The sequence below is a fragment of the Yinghuangia sp. YIM S09857 genome (genome assembly GCF_051388915.1).
Classification (GTDB): Bacteria; Actinomycetota; Actinomycetes; order Streptomycetales; family Streptomycetaceae; genus Yinghuangia.
In genome coordinates, this window is record NZ_JBPKBH010000001.1 from 576679 (window position 1) to 598609 (window position 21931).

At 72.7% G+C, this 21931-nt stretch carries 16 protein-coding genes; all 16 read left to right on the plus strand.

Translation table 11 applies throughout. The features are described from left to right. Nucleotides 1–1034: glycosyltransferase 87 family protein (locus ACRX5S_RS02450; RefSeq protein WP_436770992.1), on the plus strand; the 1034-nt coding region annotated here is incomplete at its 5' end. 34 nt (nucleotides 1035–1068) lie between these two features. Next, complete coding sequence (locus tag ACRX5S_RS02455; protein WP_436770993.1) at nucleotides 1069–2598, plus strand: glycosyltransferase 87 family protein; 1530 nt, start codon at nucleotides 1069–1071, stop codon at nucleotides 2596–2598. A 100-nt stretch (nucleotides 2599–2698) separates the two neighbouring features. Next, complete coding sequence (locus ACRX5S_RS02460) at nucleotides 2699–4162, plus strand: glycosyltransferase 87 family protein (protein ID WP_436770994.1); 1464 nt, start codon at nucleotides 2699–2701, stop codon at nucleotides 4160–4162. 119 nt (nucleotides 4163–4281) lie between these two features. Next, nucleotides 4282–4935, plus strand: coding sequence for a CDP-alcohol phosphatidyltransferase family protein (locus tag ACRX5S_RS02465; RefSeq protein ID WP_436770995.1), 654 nt, complete (start codon nucleotides 4282–4284; stop codon nucleotides 4933–4935). A gap of 91 nt (nucleotides 4936–5026) precedes the next feature. After that, nucleotides 5027–7522: a sugar phosphate nucleotidyltransferase gene (locus tag ACRX5S_RS02470; RefSeq protein ID WP_436771147.1), complete on the plus strand. Its 2496-nt coding sequence runs from the start codon at nucleotides 5027–5029 to the stop codon at nucleotides 7520–7522. Between the two features lie 214 nt (nucleotides 7523–7736). After that, nucleotides 7737–8939 carry a DUF881 domain-containing protein gene (locus ACRX5S_RS02475; protein WP_436770996.1) on the plus strand — a complete coding sequence of 401 codons (1203 nt, stop codon included), beginning with the start codon at nucleotides 7737–7739 and terminating at the stop codon, nucleotides 8937–8939. Then, entirely contained in the window at nucleotides 8936–9268 is a 333-nt protein-coding gene (locus tag ACRX5S_RS02480) for a small basic family protein (RefSeq protein ID WP_358354718.1), read from the plus strand. The genes ACRX5S_RS02475 and ACRX5S_RS02480 overlap by 4 nt, the downstream gene beginning before the upstream one ends. Before the next feature lie 1338 nt (nucleotides 9269–10606). After that, nucleotides 10607–11671 carry a DUF881 domain-containing protein gene (locus tag ACRX5S_RS02485; RefSeq protein ID WP_436770997.1) on the plus strand — a complete coding sequence of 355 codons (1065 nt, stop codon included), beginning with the start codon at nucleotides 10607–10609 and terminating at the stop codon, nucleotides 11669–11671. Between the two features lie 127 nt (nucleotides 11672–11798). Continuing rightward, nucleotides 11799–12185, plus strand: a complete 387-nt coding sequence (gene gcvH / locus ACRX5S_RS02490) for a glycine cleavage system protein GcvH (RefSeq protein ID WP_358363454.1) — start codon at nucleotides 11799–11801, stop codon at nucleotides 12183–12185. Between the two features lie 148 nt (nucleotides 12186–12333). Beyond that, nucleotides 12334–13113 carry an FHA domain-containing protein gene (locus tag ACRX5S_RS02495; protein WP_436770998.1) on the plus strand — a complete coding sequence of 260 codons (780 nt, stop codon included), beginning with the start codon at nucleotides 12334–12336 and terminating at the stop codon, nucleotides 13111–13113. Continuing rightward, nucleotides 13110–14081, plus strand: coding sequence for a transcriptional regulator FtsR (ftsR, locus tag ACRX5S_RS02500; protein WP_436770999.1), 972 nt, complete (start codon nucleotides 13110–13112; stop codon nucleotides 14079–14081). The genes ACRX5S_RS02495 and ftsR overlap by 4 nt, the downstream gene beginning before the upstream one ends. A gap of 116 nt (nucleotides 14082–14197) precedes the next feature. Next, a complete protein-coding gene (locus tag ACRX5S_RS02505; RefSeq protein ID WP_436771000.1) occupies nucleotides 14198–14671 on the plus strand; it encodes a bifunctional nuclease family protein in 474 nt (157 codons plus the stop codon). Nucleotides 14672–15096: 425 nt separating this feature from the next. Continuing rightward, the gene (locus ACRX5S_RS02510; RefSeq protein WP_436771001.1) at nucleotides 15097–15699 is read left to right on the plus strand and encodes a MerR family transcriptional regulator; all 603 of its coding nucleotides are present in this window, start codon (nucleotides 15097–15099) and stop codon (nucleotides 15697–15699) included. Between the two features lie 134 nt (nucleotides 15700–15833). Then, the gene (locus ACRX5S_RS02515) at nucleotides 15834–16523 is read left to right on the plus strand and encodes a SanA/YdcF family protein (protein ID WP_436771002.1); all 690 of its coding nucleotides are present in this window, start codon (nucleotides 15834–15836) and stop codon (nucleotides 16521–16523) included. Nucleotides 16524–16561: 38 nt separating this feature from the next. Further along, nucleotides 16562–18130 carry a DNA polymerase IV gene (locus ACRX5S_RS02520; protein WP_436771003.1) on the plus strand — a complete coding sequence of 523 codons (1569 nt, stop codon included), beginning with the start codon at nucleotides 16562–16564 and terminating at the stop codon, nucleotides 18128–18130. 476 nt (nucleotides 18131–18606) lie between these two features. Next, entirely contained in the window at nucleotides 18607–21855 is a 3249-nt protein-coding gene (locus tag ACRX5S_RS02525; RefSeq protein WP_436771004.1) for an ATP-binding protein, read from the plus strand. Nucleotides 21856–21931 lie beyond the last annotated feature (76 nt).

Genomic DNA, 21931 nt, shown 5'->3' on the forward strand with positions numbered 1-21931 from the left:
GGCGCGCCGCCGCGCTGACCGCCGCCGTCCTGCTGTGGACCGAACCGGTCCAGGAGACCCTGCGGTTCGGCCAGGTCAACCTGCTGCTGACCACCCTGATCCTGTACGACCTGGCCCGCCCGCGCGGCGCCCGCTTCGTCGGCGCCGGCATCGGCTTCGCGGCCGGGGTGAAGCTGACCCCCGCGATCTTCGCCGTCTACCTGCTGGCGACCGGCCGGTGGCGCGAGGCGAGGACCGCACTCGCGACGTTCACCCTGACGGTCGCGGCCGGGTTCCTGGTCCTCCCGGACGCGTCGCTGCGCTACTGGAGCGGACTGTTTCTGGACAGCTCGCGCATGGGCCCGATCGAGCTGCCCGGCAACCAGTCGCTGCGCGGGGGACTGGTCCGGCTGATCGGCGACGCCCGTCCGGACGCGGCTGTCTGGGTGCCTCTCACGGTCGCGGTAGGATCCGTCGGAATCCTCCTCGCATCATGCCTTTACCGGCATTTCCTTAACAAAGGGGAGGAAGCGACACGCCGTCGCGGCGAACTCGCCGGCGTTTCTGTGACGGCGCTCACAGGGCTCCTCGTCTCGCCGGTGTCCTGGTCCCACCACTGGGTGTGGATCGTGCCCGGTTCGGTGCTGCTGGCGAGCGCCGCGCGGGGCGTGCGCCGGACCCGGTTGCGGCTTCCCGCGGTGCTCGCGGCGGCGTGCGCGCTCCCCCTCGCGATGGCCGCGCCGCCCGCGTACCGGGTCGAACTCCCGCACGCCGTACCCACCGGGATCATCTGGCATGTCCCCTACCGAGGCGGTCGTGAGCTGCGGCTTTCCGTCCTGGACCTGCTTGTTGCGAACGCATATGTGCTGGTCGGGCTGGCCATGATGATCATGTGCGCGGTGATACTGTGCCGAATCGGTACGCACACCTGGCGATCACGAGTCGGCGGGACGGGGGCCGGCCGGGTCCGAGCCGGGCACTCCTGGGGGAAGTCCCTCCATGTGCCCGCGCCGCGGGCTCAATCCGACCGAGACGAGAGCCTGCCGATATCCTGACAGCGGCCGCGTCCTCCGGCTGTCCCATGCCTTAGTGGAGTCTCCCAAAGACATGTCCTTCCACCGCGTGCTCGTCTCGTCCTGCCGCGAGTTGCTCACACTCGCGCCCCGGACTCCGTACGGGACGACGAGGGACAAGGCCTTCGGGCGCGGGCGGCTGCTCCTGCTCGTCGGCGTTCCCGCGGCGTTGCTGACCCTGGGGCTGTGGGCGTGGTGGTCGCTCACCCAGACGGACATCTTCTGGAAGATGTTCGACCTGAGCGTCTACCACAACGCCGCCGCGGAGGTGGACGACCGGGGCCAATACATCCTGTACGAGCGCCCCTTCGGCATCTGGCAGCTCCCGTTCATCTACCCCCCGTTCTCCGCCTACATCTTCGTCAAGCTGCTGCCGCTCGGGTTCGCGGGGCTGAAGTGGTTCATGACCATCTCCAGCTTCGTGTCGATCCTGGCGGTCTGCTGGGCGTCGTGGGGCATGCTCGGCTACCGCCGCAGCTGGGGACGGCTCGGCGCGGCGCTGGTGACGTTCGCCGCCGTGGTGTGGCTGGAGCCGGTCAGCTGGACGCTCATCTGGGGCCAGGTCAACCTGGCCCTGCTGGCCATCGTGCTGCTCGACCTGGCGCAACCGGACTCCCGCTGGTGGAAGGGCATCGGCGTCGGGCTCGCCGCCGGGTTCAAGCTGACCCCGGCGATCTTCATCGTCTACCTCGTGATGACGCGCCGTTTCAAAGCCGCGGCGGCCGCGGTCGCCGCCTTCTTCGCCTCGGTCTTGTTCGGCTGGATAGTCCTCCCCGACGCCTCGCAGACGTACTGGACGAACCTCAGCGAGATCAGCGGGCGGGTCGACAGCGAGCTGAGCGTCGGCACGCTCAACAACCAGTCCGTGAAGGGCATGCTCACCCGGCTCATCGACAACGAGTCGGTGGTCGGCGTGGTGTGGCTGGTCCTGTGCGCCGCGGTGGTGATCCTCGGCCTGCTGGCCGCCGCGAAGGCATCGCTGGCCGGACGCGAGCTCCTCGGCGTCGTCATCGTCGGCACCTTGAGCCTGCTGGTCTCGCCCATCTCGTGGTCGCACCACTGGGTGTGGGTGATCCCGGCGTTCGTGCTGCTCGCGCACAAGGCGTTCACCAGCCGCCGCAAACTGTGGTGGTTCGCCACGGCCGGGTTCTTCGTCTTCTACGCGTCCTGGCCCATGCAGATCAACGCCCTGGGCAAGTGGGACGACCGCATCCCGCTCCAGCCGTTCGGCCTGATGTGGCTGGTGCCGCGCGACGACGACCGGGAAAGCCACTGGAACGTCTGGCAGTTCTTCGTTGGCAACAGCTACCTGCTGGCCGGCATCGTGCTCACCGTCGTGGTGTCGTGCCTGCTGCTCAGGAACACCTCCCTGACCCCGGCGGAGCCGGTGGCCGAGGGTACGCCCGGCTCCGACGGCGCCGCGCAGACCCCCGAACCGGTCGGCGCCCCCGCCGGGGCCGGTGCCGCCGCCGTGGGCTCCGCCCCGTCCGAGCCCGATCCCACCGACGAGGGCGCGGGCCGCAAGGGCGTCGGCATAGGGAACTGACCCCGCCGTGGTTCCGGCCGGGAGGGGCCCGAATGGCGTGCGCGGCCCCGAGGACGCCATGATGCAGCCCATGCCGACCCCGGGGACGACGAACGCAGCCATGCGTCGAGACGAACAGCGCGAGAACAGTGCGAGCGAGACCGCCGCGGACCGCGAGTCCCTTGCGCACGGCGGCAATACGGTCGCCGCCCTGCGCCGGGAGGTGCTCACCTTCGAGCCGCGCGTCCCGTACCGTCCCTCGACCGTCCGCTCGCTGAGTTCCCGCGTGTGGCTGCCGCTCGGCCTGGTGCTCGCCGCGGTCGCCGCCGCGACCTGGGTGTGGACCGTCCGCCACCACCCCGACTGGCTGTGGCGCCTGATCGACCTGAGCGTCTACGACGACGCCGGCGAATCCCTCGGCAAGAACCAGTCGCAGCTCTACGCGAAGCGCTTCGGCCTCGGCAAACTGCCGTTCATCTACCCGCCGTTCGCGGCGCTGGTCTTCTTCAAGCTGCCGTTCGGCTTCGCGACCCTGAAGCTCGTGCTGACCGGCCTCACCCTCGCCTGCCTGCTCGCCGTGGTGTGGGCGTCCTGGGGCATGCTCGGCTACCGCCGCGACTGGGGCCGCCTCGGCGCCACGCTGGCCGTCGCGGGCGTCGTGCTGTGGCTGGAGCCGGTCCAGCAGACGCTGCTGTTCGGCCAGGTCAACGTCATCCTGATGGCGGCCGTGGTGCTGGATCTCGCGGTGCCCGACACGCGGTGGTGGAAGGGCATCGGGATCGGCCTGGCCACCGGGTTCAAGCTGACCCCCGGCATCTTCATCGTCTACCTCGTGCTGACCCGCAGGTTCCGGGCCGCCGCGGTGGCCACCGGCACCTTCCTCGCGACCGCCGCGGGCTCGTGGCTGGTGATCCCGCACGCGTCGAAGGTGTACTGGACCGACGCCATCGGGGTCGGCGACAACGTCGGCCAGGACTTCATCTCCAACCAGTCGTTCAACGGCATGCTGCGCCGCGTCTTCGAGGAGGGCCCCGCGGAGAAGCCGCTGTGGCTGCTGGCGTGCGCGGTGACCGCCGTCGTCGGCCTCGGCGCCGCCACGCTGCTGTCGCTGCGCGGCCGCGAACTGGCCGGGCTCGTCACCTGCGGCGTGACCGGGCTCCTGGTCTCGCCGATCTCCTGGACCCACCACTGGGTGTGGATCGCGCCGATCCTTGTCCTGATCGCGCACGTTTCCGTGGCGCGTTTCCGCGCGGCCGGGACATGGCCGGTGCGGGCGGCCTGGGCGGCGCTGCCGGTGGCCTTCACGCTGCTGACGTTCGCGTGGCCGATGTCGATGGAGCGGCGGCCGGCCTTGACGCCGCAGGGGCTGCTGTGGCTGCTGCCGTACAGCCAGGGGCGCGAGCACGAGTGGAACGCGCTCCAGTTCCTCGCCGGTAACGCGTACCTTTTCGCCGGGATCGTACTGATCGGCATCGCGGCATACACCGCACTGCGCGCCGGTCCGGCGCGGGGGCTCGGGACGGGCGCGGCGGCGCGCGGCGATACCCTCGGGTCTTCCGTACCGTCCGGCGGCCCGACCGCCTGACCTGCGACGCTGCCGGACCAGACGCAGTCGGGACGAGCACAGCCGGAACCAACGCAGCCGGATCAGCAGCCGACCCGGGCCGGGCGTACCGCCCCGGGGAAGAACAGAGGGAGTCACGAGTGGCCGAGGCGCCCACGCCCGCGGGGGCCGGTCAGCGCGCGGACGAGAACGCGATCACCACCGACCGCGTCCTGACGATCCCCAACCTGCTCAGCTTCGGGCGGCTGCTGGGCGTGCCCGTGTTCCTGTGGCTGATCCTGTGGCCGGAGTTCGGCGGCCCCAAGTACGACGTCTGGGCGCTGGTCATCCTCATGGTCAGCGGTTTCACCGACTGGCTGGACGGCAAGCTCGCCCGGCGCTGGAACCAGATCAGTCGCGTCGGGCAGATCCTCGACCCGGCCGCGGACCGGCTCTACATCCTGTCCACGCTGGTCGGCCTGACGGTGCGCGACATCCTGCCGCTGTGGGTCACCGGCCTCCTGGTGGCCCGCGAGCTGTTCATCGCGGCCCTGTTCCCGTACCTGCGGGCACACGGCTACGGCCTGCTCCCGGTGAACTTCATCGGCAAGGCCGCGACGTTCAATCTCATGTACTCCTTCCCGTGTCTGCTGCTCAGCGACGGGACCGGACGTGTCGCAACTCTCGCGGCGATCTTCGGCTGGGCGTTCGCCTGGTGGGGTATCGCGCTCTACTGGTGGGCAGGAGTCCTGTACGCGGTTCAGGCTAGGCGCCTGGTTTCCGCGGTGAAACAGACGGAGGCCGGGTACGCGTAGACCGGCTCCGCCTCTTTCCGACCCGCGAGGCCCCCGGACGCCGGGGGCCGACCCGCGCGGGTGAAGCGAAGCGATGGGAGGACGTGACTCGATGAAGGCCGTCGTCATGGCCGGTGGTGAGGGAACCCGCCTGCGCCCGATGACCTCCAGCATGCCCAAACCGCTCCTGCCGGTGGTCAACCGGCCGATCATGGAGCACGTGCTGCGGCTGCTCAAGAGGCACGGGTTCTCCGAGACCGTCGTCACGGTCCAGTTCCTGGCATCACTGGTGCGGAACTACTTCGGCGACGGCGAAGAACTCGGCATGAGCCTCCAGTACGCCAACGAAGAGACCCCCCTCGGCACCGCGGGCAGCGTCAAGAACGCCGAGGAGGCACTGAAGGACGACACGTTCCTGGTCATCTCCGGCGACGCGCTGACCGACTTCGACCTCACCAAGCTGGTGGACTACCACCGCGCCAAGGGGGCGATGGTCACGGTGTGCCTCACGCGCGTGCCGGACCCCGTCGAGTTCGGCATCACGATCATCGACGACGAGGGCCGGGTCGACCGCTTCCTGGAGAAACCCACCTGGGGCCAGGTCTTCTCGGACACCGTCAACACCGGCATCTACGTCATGGAGCCCGAGGTCTTCGAGTACGTCGCCGCGGGCGTGTCCGTCGACTGGTCCGGCGACGTCTTCCCCAAGCTCCTCGAAGAAGGCAAGCCGATCTACGGCTATGTCGCCGAGGGGTACTGGGAGGACGTCGGCACGCACGAGAGCTACGTCAAGGCGCAGGCCGACGTCCTCGACGGCAAGGTCGACGTCGAGATCGACGGTTTCGAGCTGGCCCCGGGCGTGTGGGTCGCCGAGGGCGCCGAGGTCGACCGGGACGCCGTCCTCAAGGGCCCGCTCTACATCGGCGACTACGCCAAGGTCGAGGGCGGCGTGGAGATCCGCGAGCACACCGTGCTCGGCAGCAACGTCGTGGTCAAGCGCGGCGCGTTCCTGCACAAGGCCGTCGTCCACGACAACGTCTACATCGGCCCGCAGACCAACCTGCGCGGCTGCGTGATCGGCAAGAACACCGACGTCATGCGAGCGGCGCGCATCGACGAGGGCGCGGTGATCGGCGACGAATGCCTCATCGAGGAGGAATCGCTGGTCGCCGCCGAGGTGCGCGTGTACCCGTTCAAGACCATCGAGGCCGGCGCGGTCGTCAACACCTCGGTCATCTGGGAGTCGCGCGGACAGAAGAACCTGTTCGGGCCGCGCGGCGTCTCCGGCATCCTCAACGTCGAGATCACCCCCGAGCTGGCGGTGCGGCTCGCGGGGGCGTACGCGACGACCCTCAAGAAGGGCGCCACGGTCACCACCGCACGCGACCACTCGCGCGGCGCCCGCGCCCTCAAGCGCGCCGTCATCTCGGCCCTCCAGACCAGCGCCATCAACGTGCGCGACCTGGAGAACGTGCCGATGCCGGTGGCCCGCCAGGAGACCGCGCGCGGCTCGGCGGGCGGCATCATGATCCGCACGACGCCCGGTGTGCCGGACTCGGTCGACATCATGTTCTTCGACGAACGCGGCGCGGACCTCTCGCAGGCCGCGCAGCGCAAGCTCGACCGTGTTTTCGGCCGCCAGGAGTACCGCCGCGCGTTCCCCGGTGAGATCGGCGAGCTGACCTTCCCGTCGCGGCCGTTCGACAGCTACGCCGGGTCGCTGCTGAAGGCGCTCGACGTCGAGGGCGTGCCGGACTCCGGCCTCAAGGTCGTCGTCGACGCCGCGCACGGCAACGCGGCACTGCTGCTGCCGAGCGTGCTCGGCCGCCTCGGGATCGACGCGCTCAGCGTCAACACCGGCCTGGACGACGCGCGTCCGACCGAGACCGCCGAGGACCGCGCGGCCGGACTGATCCGACTGGGCGAAATGGTGTCGTCCGCGCGGGCCGCGTTCGGCGTGCGGTTCGACCCCGTGGGCGAGCGTATGTCGCTGGTCGACGAGCGCGGGCGCATCATCGACGACCACCGCGCGCTGCTGGTGTTCCTCGACCTGGTGGCGGCCGAACGCCGCGGCGGGCGCATCGCGCTGCCGGTGACCACGACGCGCATCGCGGAGCAGGTAGCGGCGTACCACGGCGTGCAGGTGCGGTGGACGACCACGTCGCCCGACGACCTGGCGCGGGTGGCGGCACAGGACAACACGGTGTTCGGCGGCGACGGGCGCGGCGGGTTCGTGGTCCCGGAGTTCAGCACGGTCTTCGACGGGACGGCGGCGTTCGTACGCCTCATCGGGCTCGTCGCGCGCACCCAGTTGACGCTGAGTCAGATCGACGCGCGCATCCCGCGTGCGCACGTGCTGCGCCGCGACGTACCGACGCCGTGGGCGGCCAAGGGCATGGTCATGCGCTCGGTCGTGGAGGCGGCGGGGGACCGCGGCATCGACACCACGGACGGCGTCCGCGTGGTCGAGTCGGACGGCCGGTGGGTCCTCGTGCTGCCGGACATCGCCGAGGCGGTGACGCACCTGTGGGCGGAGGGCCCGGACGACACGGCCGCCGAGGAACTGCTCGACGAGTGGTCGGAGGTCGTGGAACACGCGGGCGACTGACGGCGGGTGCGGACCGACGTCGTTCTGCGGGGCCGCCCTGCGCGGCCCCCTTTCGGGAGCGTATGACACACCGTCAGGACCCCCGCCGCATCGCTGCGGCGGGGGTCCTCGCGCACCCACCGCGACCTGCGTCCGCGGCCGTCGCGGCGTCCGCTGTACGCCGAGCGCCGGGCCCTGCGGCGACGGTGCCGGTCGGCATGGAACTATGGGGCCCATGACGCGGAAGTCGGCGCCCGGGGAGGCCCAGTACAAACGCCCCGACGCGTCGATGTCGCTGCTGATCAACATCATGGATCACAGCCTCGACGAGGGGTACGCCGAGGCCACCGCCCGCCGCGCGGTCCGCGGCGAGGGCGGCGCGATCAGCCGGGCGCCCGGCGCGCGCCTGCTGGTCGCCGTCGGGGTCAGCCTCATCGCCGTCGTCGTGACGATGGCCGCCATGCAGGTGCGCGCGACCGCGCCGCAGGCCGAGAAGGAGCGCCGCGACCTCGTCAACCGCATCCACACCCGCGAGGCCGAGGCCGACCGGCTGGAGGACGAAGTCGAGTCGCTGCGAGACCAAGTGGACGCGATGCAGGACCGCAACCTCACTCCGGAGGAGGTCAAGCGGGCCGAACTCCTCGCGACGACAACGGGCGCCGAACCCGTCGAGGGACCGGGCGTCAAGGTGGTGGTCGACAACGCGGAGCAGGACGCCGGGAAGGACGGCGCCAACGTCGACCCGCGCCAGCAGGCCGAGTCGCTGGCCAACGGGCGCGTCTACGACCGCGACCTGCAACAGGTCGTCAACGGGCTCTGGGCCGCCGGCGCGGAGGCGATCGCGATCAACGGGCAGCGCCTGACCGCGCTGTCCGCGATCCGCGCGGCGGGGGCGGCCATCCTGGTCGACAACCGGCCGCTGTCGCCGCCGTACGCGGTCATGGCCATCGGCGACAGCAAGGCCGTGCGGGCCGCGTTCGAGCGGGGCGCCGGGGGAGCATACCTGCGGCACATCGGCGCCAAGTACGGCATCCGGTCGACGATCGGCACCGAGAAGAAGATCAAACTCCCCGCCGCCGTCGGCATCACGCTCCGCGTCGCGCAGCCCGAGGGCGCGCCACCGGTCGGCGGTACGCCGATCGCGCCGGCGCCCGGCACGACGGCGCCGGCACCCGCTCCGGGCCCGAGCGGCACCCCCGGTACCGGTACGGTGTCTCCCTCGGACGGCTCGAACCCCGGTTCGGGTGACGACGGCACCCGGTCGGCGTCGCCCTCCACGACGCCGCCGCGCGGCACCGGCACGCCGACCAGGAGCGGGAGGCCCACCCGGACGCCGACGGGGGGCGGACCGCCGACGAATTCGGGGCGCGGCAAACCCCCGACGGACAACGCGGCGGCGCGGGACGACGCGCCGGCGCATGAGGAAGGACAAGCGTGATCGCGGTACTCGGCCTGGCGTTGGGGGTCGTGGTCGGTTTCTTCGCCCGTCCGGTGATTCCGCACGAACTGGAGCCGTACCTGCCCATCGCCGTGGTCGCGGCCCTCGACGCGGTCTTCGGCGGCGTGCGCGCGCTGCTCGACGGGATCTTCGACGACAAGGTGTTCGTCGTGTCGTTCCTGTCCAACGTGGTGGTCGCGGCGCTGATCGTGTTCCTCGGCGACAAGTTGGGCGTCGGCGCGCAACTGTCGACCGGGGTGGTCGTCGTCCTCGGCATCCGCATCTTCTCGAACGCGGCCGCCATCCGCCGCCACGTCTTCCGCGCGTAAGGGGGCACCGTGACCGACGACGACACCACCCCGCCGGACGGCGGCCTGCCGCAGCCGCGCCGCCCCGAGGTCCCCGCGTTCCGCGAACTGCGGGACCTGGAGGAGCCGGAGGCCGACTACGAGGCCGACGCCCCCGAAGACCCCTCGCGCAAGCCGACGGTCGAGCAGGAACGCCCGGTCGACCTCTACCACCGCGACCGCCACCTCCGTGAGGAACTGCACAGCGCCCCCGAAGGCGACTGGTTCCGCGGCGACACCCCAAGGCGGCCCGCTCCCGACGAGGACTGGTACGCCGACGCCCCCGACGGCGGCGTCCCCCCACTGGTCCCCGGCCGCGCCTGGCCGGCGGCCCCGTTCAGGCTCGACGGAGAACCGACGCAGGGGGACGACGGGCCGGGTCAGGCGCCGGAACAGGGGGCGTCGAGACGGGGGATGGGTGGTGCGTCGGATCCAGGCGTCCCGGGCGCACCCGCGCAACGCGGGCCGGGCCAGGGCGCGCGCCAGCCGGGCGTGCCGGGGCAGGCGCCCGAACAGGGGGCGTCGGCGCGGTGGATGGGTGGTGCGTCGGGCTCAGGCGTGCCCGGCGCGCCTGCGCACCGCGAGCCGGGCCAGGGCCCGCAGGGGCCCGCGGAATCCGGCCAGGGAGTGCCGGGCCATGCTGCGTCGGGTCAGAGTGCGCCGGGTGTGCCGGGGCAGGGCGCGCGCGGTTACAGCGAGCCTGATCAGGCCCCGCCGGGGAGGGATGCCGCGTCCGGTGACGAGCCACCGGCCAACAGCACTGCCCAGCTTCGCGTTCCCCCGCCGGCGGACGGCCGATCGGGGATCGAGCAGCGGCCTCCGGCCCGGGAGTTCGGGGCCGGGCCCGGGCTTCCGCCTGGGGGCGTGGATCCGCGGGCGACGCCGCACGCGCATCGTGCGGGCGACTTGGACGGTGGCGGCACTGCGCACTTGCGGGCTGTGCCGCCGTCGACTGTGGGGCCCGAGAGACGCGGGGCGCACCGGCAAGGGGTTGACCTGCCGCAGGGGGTGCCCTATCCGCAAGGGCCTGCGGCTGCGCGGGGTTCGTCTCCGTCGCAAGGTGTTGGGTCCCCGCGCGGCCATGTGCGTCCACAAGGTGCTGCGGGTCCGCAAGGGTCCGGTCATCCGCACAGCGCGGGGGAATCCGCGCATCCGGGGCAGGGGTTGCCGGTGCCTCGGACCGCGGGGGAGGCGTCCGGGGGCGCGGGGCGGCCGGCGTACGGCGAACCCGGTGTTCCGTTCCCATCTGGTGGGGAGCTTGCGGTTCCGCGGGCCGGGGAGCGTTGGCAGGGCGGCGACACGCCCGGGGATGAGCGCGGTTTGCCGCGTCCTGACGCCAACCCGGACGACACCGCCGAGCAGCCCCGGGGCGCGGGTGGAGCCCCAGCGCACCACGCGCGTCCGGGGCGGGTGTTCGGGGCCTCCGGCGACGGCGAGGAGCGCGGCGGCCGGGGGTGGCGCCGTCGGGCCCGTACCGGCGATGCCTCGCCAACTGACGGGACGGTTGCGGATGATGAGGACGGCTCCGGTGTCCCCGCGGTGGGGGACGGGAGCGGTCCGGACGTCCCCGGTGGTGGCAAAGGCGGCGACGGGGGCGACGGGGGCGACGGCTTCGAGGAGTTGCCCGAGGACCCCAATACGCCCGAACCCAGTGGCCGCCGCCGGCTCGCCACGGCGCTGTGGCCGCCGCGCGTCAGCCGTGCGCAACTGGTCGTCGGCGTCCTCCTGTTCGCGCTCGGTGCCGGGCTCGCGATCCAGGTCCGCAGCAACACCGAGTCCGACCCGCTGCGCGGCGCCCGTGAATCGGACCTCGTCCGCGTCCTCGACGAACTCGAGCAGCGCACCGAGAAGTTGGACGACGAGCAGCGGCGCCTCGAACTCAGTCGCGACCAACTGGAGAACAGCAACAACCGGGCCGAGGAGGCCCGCCAGCAGACCGACCAGCGCGCGCAGGTGCTCGGCATCCTCGCGGGCACGGTCAAGGCCACCGGACCGGGCATCACGCTGACCATCACCGACCCGCAGAACCAGGTGCGCCCCGACATGCTGCTGGACACCCTCCAGGAACTGCGCGCCGCCGGTGCCGAGGCGATCCAGATCAACCAGGTCCGCGTCGTGGCCGGGACGTTCTTCAACGAACCGGTGCTCGGCCAGATGCAGATCGACGGCCAGACGGTGAGCCAGCCGTACGTCTTCAAGGTCATCGGCAACCCGCGCGACCTGGAACCGGCGCTGAACATCCCCGGCGGAGTGATCCGCACGCTGGAGAAGAAGCAGGCCCAGGCGGTTGTCGTGCCCTCCCAGCAGGTCGTCGTCGACGCCTTGCGGGTGCCGACGGCGCCTGACTACGCTCGCCCCGCACCGGACGCGGGCAACGGCGGCTGACCCCCGATTGATCGAGACCTGACAGAATCGGCGGCAGCGCAGCCGAACGCGGCGCACGCGGCGCGAATCGGCTGTTTCCGGCGGGTCCACAAGGCCCACGAGGCAAGGAAGGCAGGGCGGATCCGGCATGTATCCCGAGGACCTCACGTACACGGCGGAGCACGAGTGGGTGCGCTCCCTCGGCGACGAGGACGGGACCGTGCGGATCGGCATCACCGAGTTCGCCCAGGACGCCCTGGGCGACATCGTGTATGTGACGCTGCCTCAGGCCGGTGCCGAGGTCTCCGCGGGCGAGCCGTGCGGCGAGTTGGAGTCCACGAAGAGCGTCAGCGACGTGTACGCGCCCGTCAGCGGCGTGGTCGTGGCGGTCAACGACGCTCTGGAGGCCGCGCCGGAGCTGGTCAACTCCGATCCCTACGGGGACGGTTGGATGTTCGAGGTACGCCCCGACGACCCCGCCGCGGCGGGCGCGCTCTGGGACGTCGCGGCGTATGTCAAGAGTCTGGATTCCTGAGCGCCATGCGAGGAATCCTGCGAACACGGCAGCGGCCAGGCCGTGACACCACCGGTTCCGCCGTCCCCCTCGGGGCCGGCGGTGCCGCAACCACGACGACTCATACCTGCCCGATGGGCGGGCCAGGCTCACTCGGGGAGGTTCTCGCGTGAAGTTGTTCGCGAGGCTGTTCGGTCGTTCACGTCGCGCCGAGCAGGAGGCACCGCAGGCGCCTGCCTCGGTGCCGTACCCCGCGCCCGGCACGGCGCCGCAGGGCGGTCCCGGCCAGGGGCCCGACCCGTACGCGGCCCAACCGGCTCCCTATGGGGGGCCGCCGGGCGGACCGGCGCAGCAGGGACCGTACGGCGCGCCCGCCGCCGCGCCCGCCCCGGAGGGGGCCGACACTGCCGGTTCGGTGGTCTGCACCAACTGCGGCAACCGCAATCCGGCCAACAGCCGCTTCTGTTCCAACTGCGGCAACCCGCTGCGGCCGGACGTCGAACGCCCGTCCGAGCAGACCTCGACCATCTCGATCACCGGGATCGAGGCGCTGGACGCCGACCCGTCCGCGCCGCGCGAGGTGCTGAGCCCCGAGGCGCAGGCCGCCGTCGAGGCGCTGCCGCCGGGCACCGCCCTGCTGGTGGTGCGGCGCGGCCCCAACTCGGGCAGCCGCTTCCTGCTCGACTCGGACCGCACGACGGCCGGGCGCCACCCGGAGAGCGACATCTTCCTGGACGACGTCACGGTGTCCCGGCGGCACGCCGAATTCCGGCGCACCGGCGCGGGGTTCACGGTCGCCGACGTGGGCAGCCTGAACGGCACGTACGTCGGCCGCCAGCGCATCGACGAGGTGCCGCTGTCGCCCGGCGACGAGGTGCAGATCGGCAAGTACCGGCTGGTCTTCTTCCCGAGCCGCCACGCGCAGATCGGCAGCGGGGAGTACGCGTGACCGCGTCGCCGCCGCGGACCGGCGGCGGCCGGGCGCTGGTCGGCATCGGCGAGGTGATGGCGGTGCTGCGTGCGGAGTTCCCGGACGTCAGCATCTCCAAGATCCGCTTCCTGGAGGCGGAGGGGCTCGTCGAGCCGCAGCGCACCCCGTCGGGCTACCGCAAGTTCGGCCCCTCGGACGTCGACCGGCTGCGGTACGTGCTGCGCGTGCAGCGCGACCAGTACCTGCCGCTCAAGGTCATCAAGGACCACCTCGACGCGATCGACCGCGGCCTGGAGCCGGCCGAGGACGGCTTCGGCGCGTCCCTGGCCGCGGCCGACGCCGACCGTGTGGGCGAACCGCACGGCGGCGCGGAGCCGAGCGCGGTGGTGCTGCTCAGCCGGGCGGAACTGCTGGCGGCGGCCGGGATAGACGAGGCTGCGCTGGCCCGGTTGGAGGAGTTCGGCCTGATCGAGCCGCGGCGCCCGGGGACGGACCCGTCGGCCGGGCAGCCGGGCCGGGACGCCGCCGGTCCCGCCGCGGCCGCCGGGCCCGAGGCCGCGCCCGCACCTGGCTCCGTGGACGCCCCGCCCGCCGGCCCGATCCCCGCCGCGCGCGAGGAACCGCAGGACGGCGCGGCGTCCGGGGACGCGTCCGCGACCGCGCCGGAGGCGGACGCCGGGCTGCCGCACGCCCGCGCGGCGCAGGCCCAGGCAGGGCCGCAGTACGACGGCGACGCGCTCGTCGTCGCCCGCCTGGTGTCCGCGCTCGGCGAGTATGGCTTGGAACCACGGCACTTGCGGCAGGTCAAGGCCGCCGCCGACCGCGAGGCCGCGCTCGTCGAGCAGATCGTCGCGCCGCTCCTGCACCGGCGCGGCGCGGGCGCCAAGTCCGGGGCGGAGGAGACCGTACGTGACCTTCTGTCCCTTACGTCGCGCCTGCATACCGTGCTGGTCGGCGCCGCGCTCCGGCCGCTGCTGGAGCGTTGAGGCGGCGAAGGCATATTGCCGGGTGTTTACCGGGCACGAAGAAAATGCGACGAATCCATGCGCGAATGGGCCCAGGGGGATCTGTGCTCCTCACCCGAGCGCGCTAGTGTGGCGATGTGAACGAGCTTGAGGTCGTGGGTGTCCGAGTGGAGATGCCTTCCAACCAGCCGATCGTGCTCCTGAAGGAAACAGGAGGCGATCGGTACCTCCCGATCTGGATCGGCCCGGTCGAGGCGACGGCGATCGCCTTCGCGCAACAGGGTGTGGTCCCGGCGCGGCCCCTGACCCACGATCTGTTCCGCGACGTGCTGGAGGCGCTCGGCCAGGAGCTGACCCGCATCCGGATCATCGACCTGCGCGAGGGCGTGTTCTACGCCGAGCTGGTGTTCGCGAACGGTACCGAGGTCAGTGCGCGTCCTTCGGACGCCATCGCGCTGGCGCTGCGGACCGGGACCCCGATCTTCGGGGCGGAGGCCGTCCTGGACGAGGCCGGGATCGTGATCCCGGACGAGCAGGAGGACGAGGTCGAGAAGTTCCGGGAGTTCCTGGACCAGATCTCGCCCGAGGATTTCGGCACCACCAGCCAGTAGCGCCGCGAACGGATGGCGATCTGTCGACTTTTTTGTCGACACGCCGGGTCGGGCTTTCTCGGATACCCGAAAGAGTGATTTGTCGACACGCCGCCGCGGGCCGCGTGTGGGCGGAAATCCGTGCGCCGTTCGGGTGGTGGCGGAAGCCACCCGAATGGCCCGATTTGATCACGGGGCGACCGGAACCGACAGGTGGGCGATCGCCATGCGTACCCGGGTCGCCGAGGATCCAAACCACTCTTGAGAGATGCGTCACTCGGCGTGCCGAATGCGGCGGTCGTTGACGCGCTGTGGGTGACTGCCTACCGTCGAAATCGACAGTTCCGGGGGTGATCCGTGCGCGTTGCACTCTGCCGCTTGCGGCCCGGAACTCACGGCATTCCTCTCGCCGCAGGCAGGTGCGGGGAGACGAAACGGAGGTCGGCGTGAGCAGCACCGGCGACATTGCGGGCCGAGCCCGTGCGTCCCGCCCGACGCCGACCGCGCCGCCGCAGAGCGCGTACCCGGAGGACGTGCCCGCGTCCGGGGTCGTCGACGAGGTCGGCTACCGCGGACCGACCGCGTGTTCCGCGGCGGGCATCACATATCGACAACTCGATTACTGGGCCCGCACCGCGCTCGTCGAGCCGAGCATCCGCCCCGCGCACGGGTCGGGCACGCAGCGGCTCTACAGCTTCCGCGACATCCTGGTCCTCAAGATCGTCAAGCGGCTCCTGGACACCGGCGTCGGCCTCCAGAACATCCGCGTCGCGGTGGCCCACCTGCGCGGCCGCGGCGTCGCGGACCTCGCCGGGATGACCCTGATGAGCGACGGCGCGAGCGTGTACGAGTGCACGTCGTACGACCAGGTCGTCGACCTCGTGCAGGGCGGCCAGGGGGTCTTCGGCATCGCCGTCGGCGCGGTGTGGCGCGAGGTCGAGGCCTCGCTGGGCACCTTGCAGGGCGAGCGCACCGACACCGGCGAGACGCTGTACCGCCACCACCCGGAGGACGAGCTGGCCCGCAGGAGGCGCGAGCGGGCGGGGTAGGTCGCGTTGTCGAACTCCCGTCGGACAGTGCGTCGCGCCGGGCCGACGACGCCGCGGGTGCCCTGCCGGGCGGTACGGGAACGGCGGGAACCGCGCGGCCGGTGGCGGGCGTCTCCGGGCATATGGCTTCACGGATGGGCGGGATCACGCGGGCGACGCGCCTGTTGCGCGGACGGCGGCGGCAGCGCATCGCGTTCCAGGCGACCGCGCTGCTCACCGTCCTCGGCCTCGCACCGGTGACCTGGGTGTACATCGCGGGCAGCGGCCGCATGCGCGGGGTGTCGGACGTCCCGCCCGCGCCCGTCGCGCTGGTGCTCGGCGCGGGCGTATGGGGCGACCAGCCCTCCCGCCTGCTCGCCCGGCGGCTGGACGTCTCGCTCGCGCTCTACCGGGCCGGAAAGGTCAAGGTTCTGCTGGTCTCGGGTGACAACGGCAGTCCGGGGTACAACGAACCCGACGTGATGCGCCGGTACCTCGTCGAGCGCGGGGTGCCGGAAGGTCAGGTGGTGGCCGACTATGCGGGATTCTCCACCTGGGACTCCTGCGTGCGCGCCAAGCGCATCTTCGGTGTCGACAAGGCGATCGTGGTCAGCCAGCGCTTCCACATGCGCCGCGCGCTGGCGCTGTGCGACGCGGCCGGGGTCGACGCGTACGGCGTCGGCGACGACTCGATGCACGGCGAACTCGTCGGCCCCACGCTCTTCGGCGGCGCCCGCGAGATCCTGGCCTCCTACAAGGCCGCCGCGGAGGCGGTGCTGCGCCCGGACCCGGTGCTGGGCCCGCGCGAACCCGGCGTGGACGACGCACTCGCCGCGGCGCGCTGAAGCCGGACTGTCGTTCCGATGCGCCATCATCGGAGGAAATGCGCACGACACCGGGCATCCTGCACCTCGACATGGACGCCTTCTACGCGTCCGTCGAGCAGGCCGCCAAACCGAGCCTCCGTGGCAAGGCCGTCATCGTCGGCGGCGTCGGCGGGCGCGGGGTGGTGGCCACCGCCTCGTACGAGGCCCGCGTCTTCGGCGTGCGCTCCGCGATGTCGACCGCCGAGGCCCGGCGGCGCTGCCCGAACGCGGCCTTCCTGATCCCGCGCTTCAGCGCGTACCGCGAGGTCAGCGAGCAGGTCATGGCGCTGCTCGGGGAACTGTCGCCGCTGGTGGAACCGCTGAGCCTGGACGAGGCGTTCGTCGACCTCGAAGCGGGTCCGCACGGTGACGGGCTCGACACGGAGAAGGCCGTACGGGTCGGCGAGCGCCTGCGTGCGGACATCCACGCGGCCACCGGGTTGACCGCGTCCGTCGGCGTCGCCTCGTCCAAACTGGTCGCGAAGATCGCCTCGGAAGCCGCGAAGCCGGACGGCCTCGTCGTTGTCGCACCGGGGGAGGAACGGGCGCTGCTGGACCCGCTGCCGGTCCGCGCGCTCTGGGGCGTCGGCCCGGCGACCGCCGACGGCATGCGCAAGGTCGGCATCACGACCGTGGCCGACATCGCCGCGGCCGATCCGGACGAGCTTGTACGCCTCTTCGGCCAGGCCCACGGCCGTTCCCTGCACGAACACGCGCTCGGCCTGGACGACCGTCCGGTGGTCGCGGAGCGCGACGCGAAGTCGATCTCGGTCGAGGACACCTTCGAGGTCGACCTCGCCGACCGGACGCGCATCGCCGCCGAGCTCGACCGCCTCACCGTGCGATGCGTCGAACGCCTGCGCGCCGCGGGCCGGTCGGGACGCACGGTGGTGGTCAAGATGCGGCGGTACGACTTCAGCACGCTGACCCGCTCCGAAACGCTGCGGGCTCCGACGGACGACCTCGGCGTGGTGCGCGAGACCGTGCACCGGCTCGCCGCACAGGTCGACTTCACGGGCGGCTTCCGGCTGTTGGGGGTCGGGGTTGCGTCGCTGGCGGACTTCGCGCAGCAGGACTTGTTCGCATGGCAGGACGAGGCGGACGAGCAGGGGCAGGGGCAGGGGGACGCGGAGGAGGGTGCGGGCGCGAACGAGATCGCGCGCGACGACTCGCAGGCAGCCTCGCCTGACGCCAACGAGGCTGCGCCGCACGACGTCGCGCCGGAGACGGCCGCCGACAGGGCAGCCGACACGGCTGTCGAGGCGATTGCTGAGACGGCTGCCGCGGCGGAGCCGGCCGCGGACCCCGAGGCCGGCGCGTACGGTCGCGTGCCCGTGTTCCACCCCGGCCGGTCCTCCGGCACCCGCTGGTTCCCCGGCCAGGACGTCCGGCATGCGGAACACGGACCGGGCTGGGTGCAGGGCAGCGGCGTCGGTCGCGTAACCGTGCGCTTCGAGACCCCGGGCTCGCCCCCGGGCCGAATCCGCACCTTCGCCGTCGACGACCCGGACCTGTCCCCGTCGTCACACCTGCCACTGGCGCCCCCCGAAGACACCGCCGTGCCGTCACCTCCGGCCGACCGCTGAAGTTCCGGGGCCCGTCCGCGCCGACGACGCCTCCATACCGGCACATGCAACTGGCGGGCGAATCGGGGGAGTTGAAGGACATCTTCGCCGCGGGGCGAGGGCGGGGATGCGATCGGGACACAAGGACCATCCCCACGCAGGCACTCGCGACGCCCCCACCCGTGATGGCGCGCGCGGACCGGATCGTGGACCTGGGTCTTCGGGGGCGGTCGACGGCGGCGGTCAGCTGGTGTTCGAGGGAACGCCGGGCGGAGTCGGCGACGGCGTGGTCGACGGGGACCGGCGTTCGCGAGTTGCTACCGGGAGGGCGCGACGCGGCACAGGCGCGATGTCGGTTGCCGTGCGTAGGCTCGGAGCGGCGTGCCTGGCGGGGTTGGACAGGTGGGGGGCAGGCACGTACCGCAACCGACGCCCCGAGACGCCCGTAACACCCGCGCGGTAAGCGACGACACGACGGAGAGAGAACCAGCCGAACCATGACTGCACCCTCCGAACGACTCATCGGGCGCGGCCACGCTGCCGGCGTGCTCCGGGCGCAAGTGGAGCGCGCGACCGCGAGCCACGGCGGCCTGGTCCTGGTCACCGGCGAGGCCGGGATCGGCAAGACGACTTTGGTGGCGGATGCCGCCGAGGAGGCGCGGCGGCGCGGTGCGCTGGTTCTCGGCGGTTCCTGCTGGGACTCCGACAACGCCCCGGGCTACTGGCCGTGGGTGCAGGTGCTGCGTTCGCTGCGGCGCACGCTCGGCCCCGCGCCGTGGGACGACCTGGTCCGGCCCACCGGCCCCGGACTGGACGGCCTGCTCGGCACAGGCGGCACCGGCGACAGCGGCGGCGCTGCGCGCGGGGAGGCGGCGGCGTCGACGTCCGCCGGACCGGACGCGTTCGAGGTCTTCGACGCGGTCACCACCGTGCTGGTGTCCGTCTCGCAGGAGCGCCCGGTGGTCGTCGTCCTCGACGACCTGCACTGGGCCGACTCCGCGACCCTCCGGCTGCTCGAATTCGCGGCGCAGCACGCGTGGTTCGAGCGGCTGCTCCTTGTGGGGACGTACCGCGACGTGGAGGCGGAGTCACCCGGCCATCCGCTGCGCCCGCTGATCCTGCCGCTGGTCGCGAAGGCGACCACGGTGACGCTCACCGGGTTGGCGCGGGACGAGGTCGGCGCGCTGATGGAGCGTACCGCCGGCCGCGTCCCCGACCGGGCGCTCGTCGGCGAGGTGCACCGGCGCACCGGCGGCAACCCGTTCTTCGTGGAGCAGACCGCGCGGCTGTGGACCGGCGGGGGCGACGCGTCCGCGGTGCCGCCCAGCGTGCGCGAGGCGGTGCGCCGGCGCCTGTCGCTGCTGCCCGACGCGGTGGCGGAGCTGCTCACCACGGCGTCCGTGCTCGGCCGCGCGTTCGACCGCAAGCTGCTCGCCGGGGTGCAGGGCGCGCCGGACCCGCACGTCGACCGGCTGCTCGAACAGGCCGTCGCCGCCCGGCTCGTCGCGTCCTCGGGCGGCGGGCGCTTCGAGTTCGCGCACGACCTGGTCCGCGAAACGCTCTACGACGCCCTGGACGAGGCCGACGCACGCAAGCGGCACGCGGCCGTCGTGGCCGCCGTCACCGCCGCACCCGGCCTGGCCGGGCGCTCGGTGCCCGCGGACCTGGCCCGCCACGCCTACTCGGCGGGCCCCGAGCTGGACCCCGGCCGCGCGCTGGACCTGCTGGTCGAGGCGGCCAAGGACGCCGAGGGGCGGTTCGCCTTCGAGGAGGCCGAGGGGCACTACCAGCGCGCCGACGAGGCCGCCGGGCGCCTCGGCGACGCACGCCGCCGCGCACTGGTGCGGTTGAGCCTGGTCGCGATCCTGCGCCACAACCGCGACGAACGCGCGTGGGACTATTTCGAGTCCGTCGCCACCGCCGCCCGCACGAACGGCGACGCCGAACTGCTCGCGCGCTGCGCCATCACCCTCTACCGGCACTGGGGCACACCCGGCGGCGGCCTCGACGCACTCGACATGCTGCGCGAGGCGCACACCGCCCTGATCGGCCGCGGCGACCCGGTCGCCGAGGGCTTGGCCGCGGACCGGCTCGCCCGCGAACTCGCGGTACGCATCGCCGTGTCGGCCCGCCGCGGCGCCGACGACGAGGCGCTGGCGTTCAGCCTGTGGGCCACCCACGACACCATCTGGGGTCCCGGCACGGCGGCCGAACGCCTGCCGCTCACCGACGAGATGGTCGCCGTCGGCCGCCGCTCCGGCGACATCGAGATGGAACTGCACGCCACGTCGATGCGGTGGGTCACGCTGCTCGAACTCGGCGATCCCTCGTACCTCGACCAGTTCCGCACGTTCGCCGCCCGCGCCGAACAGGTCGGGCAGCCGCGCTTTCTGATGGCCATGGCGATCGACGCGAGCCTGCTCGCCGCGCTGGGCGGCCGGTTCGCCGAGGCCGAGCGGCACTACGAGCAGGCGATGGCGGGCTTCGACGACACCGACGCGTCGCCGTTCCGGCAGATCCCGCTGCACATGCGCTGGTCGAGGCTCATCACGCAGGGGCGGTACGACGAGGCCGACGCGGTGATCCGCGCCGGCGGCCCCGACAAGAGCCACATGCGCCTGCTCGCCGCGCTCACCGACGCCGAGACCGGGCGGTCCGGCGACGCGGCGCGGCAGCTTCGCGCCATCCTCGACGCGGCGGACGGCGAGGAGCCGTACAACCGGGTGTACGCCCCGCTCTGGCTCCGCTTCCAGGCCCTCGCCGCCGCGGGCTCCGGCGACCCGGACCTCTGCGAGGGGGCCCGCGCGGCCATCGCGCCCTACCTGGACCACTGGGCCGTGTCGCTGTACGGCTGCGACATCAGCGGGCCGATGGTGCTGTGGTCGGCGGTCGTGGACGCCGCGCAGGAGCGCTGGGACGACGCGGTCGACGGCTTCCGCCGCGCGGCCCGCGACGCCGACCGCATGCTGGCCCGGCCCTGGGCGGTCATCGCCCGGCTGCGCCTCGCTGAGGCATTGGTACGCCGCGGGGGTCCCGGGGACGCGGAGGCCGCCGAAGCGGCCCTGGCCCAGGCCGAGCGCGATGCCGCGGAGATGGGGATGCGCCAGGTGCCGGAGTGGGCCTCGCGGGTGCGCGGCGTGGCGGCGGAGGCGGGGGCGGAGGGCGGCGCGGGGGCCTCGGGTTCCGCGGCCGGGCCGGAGGCGTACCGCTTCCGGCTCGACGGCCCGGTGTGGGAGCTGGTGTTCGACGGGGTGACCGCGCACATGCCGGACGCCAAGGGGTTGCGCGACCTGCACCACCTGCTCGGCCGCCCGGGCGCCCAGGTCTCCGCCGTGCACCTGCTCGATCCGGCGGGCGGCGACGTGGTGGTCGCGGCGCGCGGCATGGGCGGCGACGCGGTCCTGGACGACGAGGCCAAGGCGCAGTACCGGCGCCGCCTCGCCGCGCTCGACGAGGAGATCGACCGGGCCGCCGGTCTCGGGGACGACGCCAAGGCCGCCGCCTTCGATGCGGAACGGGCGGCGCTGCTGGACGAGTTGCGGGCCGCGGCCGGGCTCGGCGGCCGGGCGCGCAGGCTCGGCGACGAGGCGGAGCGGGCGCGCAAGACGGTGACCGCGCGCATCAAGGACACCCTGCGGCGCATGGAGTCGGTGCACCCGGCTCTGGCCGCGCACCTGCGGGAGCACGTGACCACCGGGGCGTCGTGCTCGTACCAGGCGGAACGCGGGATCGCCTGGCGGTTGTGAGCCGCCCGCGGGGTGTCGGTGAGCACGCGCACACGTACGTCCGCCTCCGCGGGTTCCCGGGAACCCGCGGAGGCGG

What these genes read in the sequence shown, in the direction of transcription:
- ACRX5S_RS02460 (WP_436770994.1), top strand. Translation starts at nt 2,699, where the DNA reads ATGCGTCGAGACGAACAGCGCGAGAACAGTGCGAGCGAGACCGCCGCG.
- ACRX5S_RS02470 (WP_436771147.1), top strand. Translation starts at nt 5,027, where the DNA reads ATGAAGGCCGTCGTCATGGCCGGTGGTGAGGGAACCCGCCTGCGCCCG.
- ACRX5S_RS02475 (WP_436770996.1), top strand. Translation starts at nt 7,737, where the DNA reads ATGACGCGGAAGTCGGCGCCCGGGGAGGCCCAGTACAAACGCCCCGAC.
- gcvH (WP_358363454.1), top strand. Translation starts at nt 11,799, where the DNA reads ATGTATCCCGAGGACCTCACGTACACGGCGGAGCACGAGTGGGTGCGC.
- ACRX5S_RS02515 (WP_436771002.1), top strand. Translation starts at nt 15,834, where the DNA reads ATGGGCGGGATCACGCGGGCGACGCGCCTGTTGCGCGGACGGCGGCGG.
- ACRX5S_RS02520 (WP_436771003.1), top strand. Translation starts at nt 16,562, where the DNA reads ATGCGCACGACACCGGGCATCCTGCACCTCGACATGGACGCCTTCTAC.
- ACRX5S_RS02525 (WP_436771004.1), top strand. Translation starts at nt 18,607, where the DNA reads ATGACTGCACCCTCCGAACGACTCATCGGGCGCGGCCACGCTGCCGGC.